We start from the raw sequence: 11,659 nt of genomic DNA, 5'->3' as shown, positions 1-11,659 counted from the left end.
ACTCAAAACCTGTGGGAGTGACTGGGGTGGCGCTCCACCTTGCTCACGAAGTGGTCATTTCAGCCACTGGAGGTTTAGTGGCTGTACTGAAGTCTTCGCGAGCAAGCTCGCTCCCACAAGGGTGCGCTGGGCCTGCAGATCTTCGGTGTCGTTCGTAGCCGCATCACCCCAAAAACAGCTTATACGCCGGGTTCCTGGTTTCATCCCAATACGGATACCCAATCTCCGCCAGGGCCTGGGGCACCAGATGCCGTTCATCCTCCGGCACCACCAACCCCGCCACCACTCGGCCATCCGCCGCGCCGTGATTGCGGTAGTGGAACATCGAAATATTCCATTTCCCGCCCAGCTTGTTCAGAAAGTTGAATAGCGCACCCGGCCGCTCGGGGAATTCAAAGCGCAGCACCACCTCGTCGTTGACCCGTTCCGAATGCCCGCCGACCATGTGCCGCAGGTGCAGTTTGGCCAGTTCGTTGTCGGTCAGGTCGAGCACAGGGAAACCCTGTTCCGTGAGGCTTGCGATCAGGGCTTTGCGCGGGTCGGTGTCGGGGTGGGTTTGCACGCCGACGAAGATGTGCGCCTCGCGGTCGGTGTGGTAGCGGTAGTTGAATTCGGTGATCTGCCGCTTGCCAATCGCCTCGCAGAAGGCCTTGAAGCTGCCCGGCTGCTCCGGAATGGTCACGGCGATGATCGCTTCACGGCCTTCGCCCAGCTCAGCGCGCTCGGCCACATGGCGCAGGCGGTCGAAGTTGACGTTGGCGCCGGAATCGATGGCGACGAAGGTCTGCCCGGTGACTTCGTACTGGTCGGTGTATTTCTTGATCCCGGCCACGCCCAGGGCGCCGGCGGGCTCGGTGATCGAGCGGGTGTCGTCGTAGATGTCCTTGATCGCCGCACAGATTTCATCGGTGCTGACCGTGATCACTTCGTCGACGTAATCCTTGCATATCTCGAAGGTGTACTGACCGATCTGCGCTACCGCCACGCCATCGGCGAACAACCCGACCTGCTGAAGCACCACGCGCTCGCCATAGGCCATGGCCTGTTGCAGGCAGTTGGAATCGTCCGGTTCGACGCCGATCACCTTGATTTCCGGGCGCAGGTATTTCACGTACGCCGCGATGCCAGCGATCAGCCCGCCGCCGCCCACCGGGACGAAGATCGCATCCAATGGCCCCTGATGCTGACGCAGGATTTCCATCGCCACCGTGCCTTGCCCGGCAATGGTGTCAGGGTCGTCGTAAGGGTGGACGTAGACGTAGCCATGTTCCTCAACCAGCTTCAGCGAATACGCCAACGCTTCGGGAAACGAGTCACCGTGCAGTACGACTTTTCCGCCCCGAGAGCGCACGCCTTCGACCTTGATCTCGGGGGTGGTCTTGGGCATGACGATGGTGGCGGACACGCCTAGGGTCTTTGCTGCCAGCGCCAAGCCTTGGGCGTGATTGCCCGCAGAAGCCGTCACCACGCCCCGCGCCAGTTCTTCCGGACTCAACTGCGCCAGCTTGTTGTAGGCGCCGCGAATCTTGAAGGAGTACACCGGCTGCAAGTCTTCGCGCTTGAGCAGCACATTGTTGCCCAAGCGCGCGGACAGCTGGCGGGCGGCGTGCAGCGGGGTTTCCTCGGCAACGTCGTACACCCGGGAGGTCAGGATCTTTTTGACGTAGTGATTGAGCAAGTCGCCCTGAACGAGGGGCTGGGCTGGCATCTGATTCATCGTGTGGGCCTCGTGGAAAGGCTTGCGATGATCAGGTTGGCGGCGAAGAAAGCGAGGGAAGGGCGAATGATCATGTCTGGCTCCTGATGTGGTTTTTGGCCCGGGAGACAGAGATAAAAAACCCGCCTCTAGGGCGGGTTGGGTGCAAACGTCGGCTAACCCGCCATGACTGGAATGGCGGTAATAATTATCTGGCCGAAGAAATGCTGGGGTGCGTTCATGGCGTCGAGACTATTGCGAACACGGCGCGGTCGTCAAGTGGGCTAACCCCGTCATCGCTAAAAAACTGGCGGGCCGAAAAAAACGGAGGGCGAGCCAGAAGAAGGCCTGGAGACCACTTGGGCCCTTGCCGTTTATCCGGGCGCGTCTAGTGTTCAACGGGCCTTCATTTTTTGTTCATGAGGGCACTTTAGGGTTGGGCGCGTAGTCAGTGAATCTGCTGCTGAATGACTCAGCGACACAAAAACACCATCGATCACAAGAACCCGCCACGAGGGCGCAAAAATGGACGAGTACCAGGAAGAACTGCTGGAATACCAGGCGTACGAGATGGACCCGCTGGAACCTGCCGAAGACGCCACCGAGTTGTAAGAAAGCCCACGCCTGCCAGTCAGAGCGACTGGCGCTGGCTACGACGAAACGCACCGGGCGTCTGCTCGGTCCAGCGTTTGAAGGCCCGCTGAAAGGCTTCGGCCGACGCAAATCCCAACAAGTAAGCGATTTCGCCAAAGGCCAGTTCGGTGTCCCGAATGTAGGTCATGGCGAGGTCGCGCCGGGTGTCATTGAGGATCGCGCGAAACTGTGTGCCTTCGTCTGCCAGCTTGCGGCGCAGGGTCCAGGTCGGCAGCTTCAGTCGCGCGGCCACTTCTTCCAGGTCCGGCTCCCGCCCCCCATTCAACAACGGCCCCAGCAACTGGGTGATGCGCTCGCGCAGGCTGCGGGTGCGGGTGAGCTGTTCCAGTTCCCGTTCACACACCTGCAGCAGATGCCGCCAGGTACTGGGCACGTGGTCGGGGTTGCGCAGGCCAAGCTGATGCTGGTTGAGGCGCAGCTGATTGACTCCCGCCGCGAAACTCACGGGCTGCTCGCAGAGCGTGGCGTATTCCGCGGCGTAGGCGGGGGCGTCGAATTCGATCTCCAGACGTTCGGCGACAAGCTTCGTCCCGCTCAGGGTCGACAGCTGATGCAGCCAGCCGCTGAGAATCGAATCCACCACGAAGCGGTTGTAGTCGTTGTACGGACTGATCGAGTAAAAACGCAGCCAGGCACCGGCGCTGTCTTCGTGCAGGCTCGACTGGCCGCGATAATTCGAGCCGTACAGCGCTTCAAAGCGAATCAGCGTCCGCGCCGCTTCCCGCACCGTTGGCGCTTGGGCAGCGGTGATGCCGGCCAGCCCGGCGTGACTCAAGCGACTGGATCGGCCCATCCTCAGGCCCAGGGCAGGCACGCCGGTGAGTTCGATGGCCCCATGGCCCAGGCGCATGTAGCGCGGGATCGACAGCCGGGCGCCGGCCTCACCCAGTCGCGCAGCGTCCAGGCCATATTGCGCCAGCAAGGGTTGCGGGTCTTTGCCCTCGCCGCGAACAGCATCAGCGAGGCTGTGAACGAAACCCACGGACAGATCGCCCAGACGCACGCGAGGGGAGCTCATCGGTCACAACCACAGATTGATCAGGCGCGCGCCATGACCGGGGCGGACGCCTTTCGGGGCGGCGCTGATGGATTGCTCGGCGATGCTCTGCCCGTCGCGGCTGGCGAAACTGTGCCCGGCGCTGCCCTGGTCCCAGAACTGGCCGCGCATGAACACGCTGACGCCGGCCTTCGCCGTGCTGGCCGGTGTCAGGGCCAGTCGACGCCAGGCTTCGCCCTGGGTGATCGGCTTGGCGCCCAGGTTCAGATGGGCCGCCAGCGCGTCGTGCTTGTCGCTGCGCCAGGGTTGCGACCAGCCGTCCGTGCCGGCAACGTAGGCCGGGACCGCAATCAGCTCGACGCCGCTGGCATTGAGGCGCACGTAGTTGTCGGGGTACCAGCTGTCACTGCCGATCAGCGTCGCCAGTCGCCCGGCGGGGGTGTCGATTACGTTGAGCGGCGCGTCCTTGCCGGGTCGGATGTATCCCCGCTGATTCCAGCCCGGAAACAACTGACGCTGGGGTTGCCCCAAGGGCAGGCCGTCGGGGCCGAACACCAGGCTGCTGTTGTAGAGCGCGCCACGGCCGATGCGCAGTTCACCGTTTTCCACCTGCGGGCTGGGCAGCACGATCGAGCCGGCCACCAGCGTTACCCCGAATTCCTTCGCCAGCCCGCCGAACACGGTTTGATAGTCCTGCGCCATGCTGTGCGCCTTCATGCGCAAACGCGCGTCCTCGAAACGGCTGCTTCCCCGCGCGTGAAACACGGCGTCGATGAACAGCAGCGGGTTGCTGAACGCCAGCCAGTTCATCGCTTCTTCCAGGGTGGTGGCTTGATAGAACTGGGCTTTTTCGTCCACCGCCAACAACCAGGTGCCGACGTGCTCGGGCAGCACCACGATGGTTTTATCGTTGAGCAGCCCATGGTCGCGAGCCTGCACCAGATAGGACGCCAGCTTGCGGTGCAGGCGCTTGACGCTCGAATAATCGGAAGGGAACAGCTCGGGCTGAATGCCCAGCAGGTTGCCGCGTTCCCCGGGTTGCCCGTCGTTGATCACCAACTGGATGCGCAGGTCCGTCAGGTAGTGCCCGACATGACGCTTGCCCGTCCACAGCCCGTAGCTGACGAGAAGCATCACCAGCACTGCTGCGGTAAGTGAGCCGAGAACTTTGCGCATGAAGAAAGGAGAACTGCCTCTGAAGAAAGCGCACTGGGCGCCATGACGTTGCCGGAAGGCTACGGCAAAACGGCGATTTGGAGAAGGTTTGCCAACGACCAGGGCAGCCATTCGGCGAATGCATTGAAGCGAGGCGGCATCGGCGGCCGCCTGCGCTGTATGGATCAACCGTGATGCTGGCGATTTGCAGGCATCACGGGCGCCACGTTTACAGGCGGAAGCGGCTGACCAGCGTGTTGAACGAAACCGCCAGGCGGGAAAGGTCCTGAGTCGAGGCGTTGGTCTGGTGCGCACCGGCCGCCGTCTGGGTAGACAGATCCTGGATGTTCACCAGATTACGGTCCACCTCGCGCGCGACATTCGCCTGCTCCTCGGATGCGGTGGCGATGACCATGTTGCGTTCGTTGATCTGGGCGATGCCGTCGGCGATCTGCTCCAGCGCGCGACCCGTTGCCTGGGCCAGCGCCTGGGTGTCGGTCACCAGCGACTGGCTTTTGCCCATCGCCCCGACCGCCTGGTCGGCGCTGGCCTGGACGCTGTTGATCATGCCTTCGATTTCACCGGTCGAGGCCTGGGTGCGCGCGGCCAAGGCCCGGACTTCGTCGGCGACCACGGCAAAGCCCCGGCCCTGCTCACCGGCACGGGCGGCTTCAATGGCGGCGTTCAAGGCCAGCAGGTTGGTCTGTTCGGCGATGCCGCGAATCACGTCCAGCACCTTGCCGATGTCCCGGACCTGCACGGCGAGGTCGCGGACCATGTTGGTCGAGGTGGCGATTTCGGTGGTCGCGCTGTTGATGGCTTCGACCGCGCCACGGGCCTGGTCGCGGCCCTCGCTGGCCTGTTTGCTGGTGGTCCTAGACGCGTCGGAAGTAGACACGGCGTTGCGCGCCACTTCTTCCACAGCGGAAGTCATTTCCGTGACGGCGGTCGCGGCCTGCTGGATCTCGTCGTTCTGGCGGACCAACCCTCGGCTGCCGTTATCGCTGACGGCGGTCAGCTCTTCTGCGGCAGAGGCCAGTTGACTGGACGCATCGGCAATCTGCTGAATGGTGCTTTTCAGGCTGCCCTGCATCTCGCCCAGCGCCGTCAACAATTGCCCGGCTTCATCACGGCCGGTGCTGACAATCTGTTGAGTCAGATCACCGCCGGCAATGCTCCGCGCGCTCGTGACCGCATAGGCGAGAGGACGGCTGATCAGGCGACTGATGAACATACCCAGCAAGATCGCCGCCAGAAAGGCAATAGCGATGCCGATGTACAGCGAGGTCTTGGCGGAGGACTCCATGCGGGCGGCATCCTCGGCGCCTTCGCCGATCTGCCGGTTATTGGACTCAACCATTACGGTCAATTCATCGAGCACCACGCGGTACGCCGCTTGCAGGTCACCAAACAACAAGGCACGGCCGTTATCAAGGTCGCCGGCTTTCATGAGGCCGACGTATTTCTGGACCAGTGCCTGGTAGGCCGGCCAGTCTTTTTCCATCTGGTCGCCCGCCGCGCGCTCATCGTCGGCCAGCGGGGTCTTGCGGTACTCGGCGAACGCTTTCTCGCTTTGCTGCTGGTTGGCGTTGATCGATGCAATCACTTCGTCCTTCACGCCCTGGGGCATGCCGGCGGCCGTCGCCGTATATAACCGATAGAGATCGCGGCTTTGCCCTACGGCGTTGGTTTTGGCCTGGCCGGTTTTTGCGACGGACACCAGGTTGTTGCTGAACACCAGCTTCAGGCTATCCGACAGGTCCGACACGCCACGGCTTCCGAGCACACCCACACCCAAGGTGATGAAGGCGCACAGCACAAAGGCTGCGACCAACTTGGTCGAAATTTTTGCATCATTGATCCAGCTCATTGGTCGTCCTGCCGAGGTATTGAGAAAAAGGACACTGCTCAGCCATCGAGGCGGTGCGGCAAGGTCGTTGTGGGGCTATCGGCGCCGAAGGCCGAATCTGGAGGCTGGCCCGATGAACGATGAGGTGCACCGCTTGATCATTGATTTGTCACTTCCAGTCATTGAGCATGGCCGGGCGGCTGTTTACTGTTTGCGCCATGTACAAGGCGCTCGTCCAAGGCCCTGACTGATTCGACGAGCGCCGCAGAGCGCTCGCGCCCCGTGATGATGCTCGATGGAGTTTTTATGGCCGCCCCCCACTACCCGCATTTGCTCGCTCCCCTGGACCTGGGTTTCACCACGCTGCGCAACCGCACCCTGATGGGCTCGATGCACACCGGGCTTGAAGAGAAGCCGGGCGGGTTCGAGCGCATGGCGGTGTACTTCGCCGAGCGCGCACGGGGCGGGGTCGGCCTGATGGTCACCGGCGGTATCGCACCGAACGCTGAAGGCGGGGTGTATTCGGGGGCGGCCAAGCTGTCGACGCCGGAAGAGGCGGCCAACCATCGTGTCGTCACTAAAGCCGTGCATGAGGCTGGCGGCAAGATTTGCATGCAGATCCTTCACGCCGGGCGCTACGCCTACAGCCCCAAGCAAGTGGCACCGAGCGCGATCCAGGCGCCGATCAACCCCTTCACACCCAAAGAGCTCGACGAAGAGGGCATCGAGAAGCAGATTCAGGATTTCGTCACCTGCGCGACCTTGGCGCAGACCGCCGAGTACGACGGCGTCGAGATCATGGGCTCCGAAGGTTATTTCATTAACCAGTTTCTCGTCGCCCACACCAACCATCGCAGCGACCGTTGGGGCGGGAGCTATGAAAACCGCATGCGCCTGCCGGTAGAGATCGTGCGCCGCGTGCGTGAAGCCGTCGGCCCGAATTTCATCATCATTTATCGCCTGTCGATGCTCGACCTCATCGAGGGCGGCAGTACCTGGGAAGAAGTGGTGCAACTGGCCCAGGCCATCGAGCGTTCGGGGGCCACGCTGATCAACACCGGCATTGGCTGGCACGAAGCGCGGATTCCGACCATCGCCACCAAAGTCCCGCGCGCTGCCTTCGCCAAAGTGACGGCGAAAATGCGCGGCTCGGTGTCGATCCCGCTGATCACCACCAACCGCATCAATACCCCCGAGGTCGCCGAGCAGGTGCTGGCCGAAGGTGACGCCGACATGGTATCCATGGCGCGCCCGTTTCTCGCCGACCCCGAATTCGTCAACAAGGCCGCGGCCGGTCGCAGCGACGAGATCAACACCTGTATCGGCTGCAACCAGGCGTGTCTGGATCACACCTTTGGCGGCAAGCTCACCAGCTGCCTGGTCAACCCCCGCGCCTGCCATGAAACCGAGCTCAATTACCTTCCGGTCACCCAGGTCCGCAAAATCGCCGTCATTGGTGCCGGCCCTGCGGGCCTCGCTGCCGCAACCGTCGCGGCCCAGCGCGGGCATGACGTGACGTTGTTCGACTCGGCCAGCGAAATCGGCGGGCAGTTCAACATCGCCAAGCGCATTCCGGGCAAGGAAGAGTTCTTCGAGACCCTGCGCTACTTCGGCCGCAAGCTGCAGACCACCGGCGTCGACCTGCGCCTGAACACCCGCGTCACGGCCAATGACCTGCTCGGCAAGGGCTATGACGAAGTGATTCTGGCCACCGGTATCGCGCCGCGAACGCCCGCCATCCCCGGCGTCGACAACCCCAAGGTGCTGAGCTACCTCGACGTGATCCTCGGCCGCAAGCCGGTGGGCAAGTCCGTCGCCGTGATTGGCGCGGGCGGCATCGGCTTCGACGTGTCAGAATTCCTCGTCCATCAGGGCGTCGCCACCAGCCTGGATCGCGACGCGTTCTGGGATGAGTGGGGCATCGACACCCAACTGCAAGCGCGGGGTGGCGTGGCCGGGATCAAGCCCCATCCCCATGCACCGGCCCGTCAGGTGTTCCTGCTGCAGCGCAAGGCCACGAAAGTTGGCGATGGCCTGGGCAAGACCACAGGCTGGATTCATCGCACGGGGCTTAAGAACAAACAGGTGCAGATGCTCAACAGCGTGGAATATTTGAAGATTGACGATGCGGGTCTGCACATTCGGATTGGGGCAGAGGGCGAGGAGAAACTGCTGCCGGTGGACAACGTGGTGATCTGCGCCGGGCAGGATCCGCTGCGTGAACTGTATGACGGGCTGAAGGCGGCGGGGCAGAGCGTGCATCTGATTGGCGGGGCGGATGTGGCGACTGAACTGGATGCCAAGCGGGCGATTGATCAGGGGTCGCGGTTGGCGGCGGGGTTGTAAGGGTTTGGCGGGCTGACGGTTGGGGAATCCCCCAACACGGCCCCCCAAACCGAGACTCCAGCCCGACGAGTGCTAGACTCGCGCACCGTTCATTGCCCGACCGATTTCATGTTTGCTCCTTCATCACCACTTCCTTGTGCACCGCTGCAACCCCTCCGTTTCGACTGGCTCCAGGCAGCCGGCGTGGAGGCGGCGATCCTGCGGCTGGACCTTGTCGATCCGCTGATCAGCGGCAATAAATGGTTCAAGCTCAAGCACCATCTGGTGGCGGCTGAACAGGCCGGCGCACAGGGCGTTATCAGCCTGGGCGGCGCGCATTCCAATCACCTGCATGCGCTGGCGGCGGCGGGTAAGCGCTTTGGTTTTGCCACGGTCGGGTTGTTGCGCGGGCATGCGGTCGAGACGCCGACGGTGCTGGATCTGCAGGCATTCGGCATGGAGCTGCACTGGCTGGGTTACGCCGGATATCGCGCGCGGCATGAGGCGGATTTCTGGGTGCCGTGGCGCGAGCGTTATCCGCATCTTTATCCGGTGCCTGAAGGCGGCAGCGGGCTCGACGGGGCAGTGGGCTGCGTTGAAATCGTCGAACAGGCGCGCAGCCAGCTCGGCCTTTTGGGATGGGAAGATTACGACTGCTGGTGGCTGGCGTGCGGGACTGGCACCACATTGGCTGGACTGGTGCTGGCGGAGGCGGGGCAGCATGAGGTGATCGGCGCGATGGCGGTGCCCGATGGTCATGGGGTTGAGGGCAATGTGGAGGACATTCTTTCAGCCTTCGTGAGCAAACTCATTCCTACAGGGGCGGTGTCGTTGTCGAAACCGGCGACCTTGCCAGAACGTGATCAGAAGGCGCTTAACGCCACGTTGGCTGCGAGCTGTAAACCTCAGGGTTACCGGTTGCTCGACGCCAGCCGTGGCGGCTTCGCCAAGACCGACCCCGCGTTGCTCGATTTCATCGCGCGCCACGAAGCCGAATCCGGAATACCCCTCGAGCCGCTGTACACCGGCAAGGCTTTGCTGGCGCTGCACGACGAAGTGATCTCGGGCCGAGTCGCCAAGGGCACGCGGCTGATTTTCCTGCACACGGGGGGATTACAGGGCAAACGAACTTTCGATCCTGAACTAGCACATCGCTGACGCCCAGGCACGCATTCGCGTACTGGCACGAATCCTGCGGCCCACACCTCCCGACAGGTCGGTCCTGAGTACGTCGGCGGCATTTCTGGAGTCGGGCGGGCAGGGCGCTGTGTCGATAATCGGATCTTTCCCACGTGCGCCGAGGTATGCATGACCACTCCCGTCCTTGAGCAGGTTGACCCTGCCACTCTGAGAAAAGTCATCGTTGCCGCCGCCATCGGCAATTTCGTCGAATGGTTCGACTTCGCGGTGTACGGCTTTCTGGCCACGACCATCGCCCAGCAGTTCTTCCCCAGCGGCGATGCCAGCGCGGCGTTATTGAAAACCTTCGCAGTGTTCGCCGTGGCCTTCGCGTTTCGGCCGCTGGGCGGGGTGTTCTTCGGCATGCTGGGCGACCGTATCGGCCGCAAACGCACGCTGGCGTTCACCATCCTGTTGATGGCCGGGGCGACGACGATCATCGGTCTGTTGCCGACCTACGCGGCAATCGGCGTGACGGCGCCCGTCTTGCTCACCCTCATTCGCTGCGCCCAGGGCTTTTCTGCCGGCGGCGAGTACGCGGGGGCGTGCGCTTACTTGATGGAGCACGCGCCACGCACGCAGCGGGCGTGGTACGGCAGCTTCGTGCCGGTATCGACTTTTTCGGCGTTCGCGGCGGCGGCGATCATTGCCTACGCGCTGGAAGCCTCGCTGAGCGCCGAAGCCATGGGCAGTTGGGGCTGGCGGCTGCCGTTTCTGATCGCAGCGCCGTTGGGGCTGGTCGGGCTGTACCTGCGCTGGAAACTGGACGAAACCCCGGCGTTTCAGGCGGTCAAGCAGGAGCATGCTGTCGCTCATTCGCCCCTCAAGGAAACCCTGCGCAACCACGGCGCGGCGATTTGCTGCCTCGGCGCGTTCGTGTCGCTGACGGCGCTGTCGTTCTACATGTTCACCACCTATTTCGCGACCTACTTGCAGGTGGCGGGCGGGCTGAGCCGTGCGACGGCGCTGCTGGTGTCGTTGATTGCCTTGCTGTTCGCCGCCGCCATCTGTCCGGTGGCCGGGGCATTTTCCGACAAGGTCGGGCGCCGCAAGACAGTGCTTAGCACCTGTGTCCTGCTGATCGTGGTGGTGTATCCGTCGTTTTTGATGGCCAGTTCCGGTTCGTTTGTGGCGTCGATCGTCGGCGTGATGTTGCTGGCGATTGGCGCTGTGCTCTGCGGAGTGGTCACGGCGGCGCTGTTGTCGGAGACCTTTCCGACACGCACCCGTTACACCGCTTCGGCGATCACCTACAACATGGCGTACACAATCTTCGGCGGAACGGCCCCGTTGATGGCGACCTGGTTGATCGGCGCGACGGGCAGCAACCTGGCGCCGGCGTTTTACCTGATCGTGATTGCGCTGCTGGCGCTGGCGGGCGGGCTGGCCCTGCCGGAGACGTCCAAAGTGTCGCTGCATGAGGTCGAGGGTTCGCTGACGGCGCGGGGGAGATTGCAGACGGTGGTTTGACTGGGGGCGGTGCTCTATGCTCGCGTAGATGTCGGAATATCTGCTGGAGTTTCGGCAGATTGCAGGCCGTCTTCGTGAGCAAGCTCACTCCCACAAGGGGTGCGCCTGCCACACGATAACGGGGTGCCAGAACAACTGCAACACGCTATCCCACTCACAAATCAGCAACAAAACATGGCAGCGGCGCCCCAAAAAATGGCACATTGGCGACCCCTTGTGCCGCTGACATGTTCTGTAACGAGTCCGACGGCGCGTCAACGTTCGATGGATGGACCCGATGGCCGTTACCCGCCCTGCAACCGTGCCCGCGACCGATACCCAACCCGCTCCCGCC

The 11,659-nt window shown here is 62.9% G+C and carries 7 protein-coding genes; 3 read left to right on the top strand and 4 right to left on the bottom strand.

Annotation, left to right across the window (positions count from 1 at the left end):
* Nucleotides 1-163: 163 nt before the first annotated feature.
* The 4 genes from ilvA to ABEH28_RS16070 all read right to left on the bottom strand — a co-directional run bounded on the left by ilvA (nt 164) and on the right by ABEH28_RS16070 (nt 6,372).
* Nucleotides 164-1,708: a threonine ammonia-lyase, biosynthetic gene (gene ilvA / locus ABEH28_RS16085; protein WP_346630702.1), complete on the bottom strand. Its 1,545-nt coding sequence runs from the start codon at nt 1,706-1,708 to the stop codon at nt 164-166.
* A 619-nt stretch (nt 1,709-2,327) separates the two neighbouring features.
* The gene (locus ABEH28_RS16080) at nt 2,328-3,368 is read right to left on the bottom strand and encodes an AraC family transcriptional regulator (protein WP_346630538.1); all 1,041 of its coding nucleotides are present in this window, start codon (nt 3,366-3,368) and stop codon (nt 2,328-2,330) included.
* Between the two features lie 3 nt (nt 3,369-3,371).
* Nucleotides 3,372-4,523, bottom strand: a complete 1,152-nt coding sequence (locus ABEH28_RS16075) for a carbon-nitrogen hydrolase family protein (RefSeq protein ID WP_346630537.1) — start codon at nt 4,521-4,523, stop codon at nt 3,372-3,374.
* A gap of 208 nt (nt 4,524-4,731) precedes the next feature.
* A complete protein-coding gene (locus ABEH28_RS16070) occupies nt 4,732-6,372 on the bottom strand; it encodes a methyl-accepting chemotaxis protein (protein ID WP_346630536.1) in 1,641 nt (546 codons plus the stop codon).
* A gap of 285 nt (nt 6,373-6,657) precedes the next feature.
* Between ABEH28_RS16070 and ABEH28_RS16065 the strand changes: the two genes are divergently transcribed.
* From ABEH28_RS16065 to ABEH28_RS16055, 3 genes are all read left to right on the top strand, one after another.
* Nucleotides 6,658-8,697 carry an NADPH-dependent 2,4-dienoyl-CoA reductase gene (locus tag ABEH28_RS16065; RefSeq protein WP_346630535.1) on the top strand — a complete coding sequence of 680 codons (2,040 nt, stop codon included), beginning with the start codon at nt 6,658-6,660 and terminating at the stop codon, nt 8,695-8,697.
* Between the two features lie 108 nt (nt 8,698-8,805).
* The gene (locus ABEH28_RS16060; protein ID WP_346630534.1) at nt 8,806-9,834 is read left to right on the top strand and encodes a pyridoxal-phosphate dependent enzyme; all 1,029 of its coding nucleotides are present in this window, start codon (nt 8,806-8,808) and stop codon (nt 9,832-9,834) included.
* Between the two features lie 150 nt (nt 9,835-9,984).
* Nucleotides 9,985-11,325 (top strand): MFS transporter, encoded by a 1,341-nt coding sequence (locus ABEH28_RS16055; RefSeq protein WP_192172708.1) that lies wholly within the window; start codon nt 9,985-9,987, stop codon nt 11,323-11,325.
* Nucleotides 11,326-11,659: the final 334 nt, after the last annotated feature.

Source organism: Pseudomonas sp. Ps21-P2, from assembly GCF_039672565.1.
Lineage (GTDB): Bacteria > Pseudomonadota > Gammaproteobacteria > Pseudomonadales > Pseudomonadaceae > Aquipseudomonas.
This window is presented reverse-complemented; position numbering and strand designations above follow the sequence as displayed.

What these genes read in the sequence shown, in the direction of transcription:
- ilvA (WP_346630702.1), bottom strand. Translation starts at nt 1,708, where the DNA reads ATGCCAGCCCAGCCCCTCGTTCAGGGCGACTTGCTCAATCACTACGTC.
- ABEH28_RS16080 (WP_346630538.1), bottom strand. Translation starts at nt 3,368, where the DNA reads ATGAGCTCCCCTCGCGTGCGTCTGGGCGATCTGTCCGTGGGTTTCGTT.
- ABEH28_RS16075 (WP_346630537.1), bottom strand. Translation starts at nt 4,523, where the DNA reads ATGCGCAAAGTTCTCGGCTCACTTACCGCAGCAGTGCTGGTGATGCTT.
- ABEH28_RS16070 (WP_346630536.1), bottom strand. Translation starts at nt 6,372, where the DNA reads ATGAGCTGGATCAATGATGCAAAAATTTCGACCAAGTTGGTCGCAGCC.
- ABEH28_RS16065 (WP_346630535.1), top strand. Translation starts at nt 6,658, where the DNA reads ATGGCCGCCCCCCACTACCCGCATTTGCTCGCTCCCCTGGACCTGGGT.
- ABEH28_RS16060 (WP_346630534.1), top strand. Translation starts at nt 8,806, where the DNA reads ATGTTTGCTCCTTCATCACCACTTCCTTGTGCACCGCTGCAACCCCTC.
- ABEH28_RS16055 (WP_192172708.1), top strand. Translation starts at nt 9,985, where the DNA reads ATGACCACTCCCGTCCTTGAGCAGGTTGACCCTGCCACTCTGAGAAAA.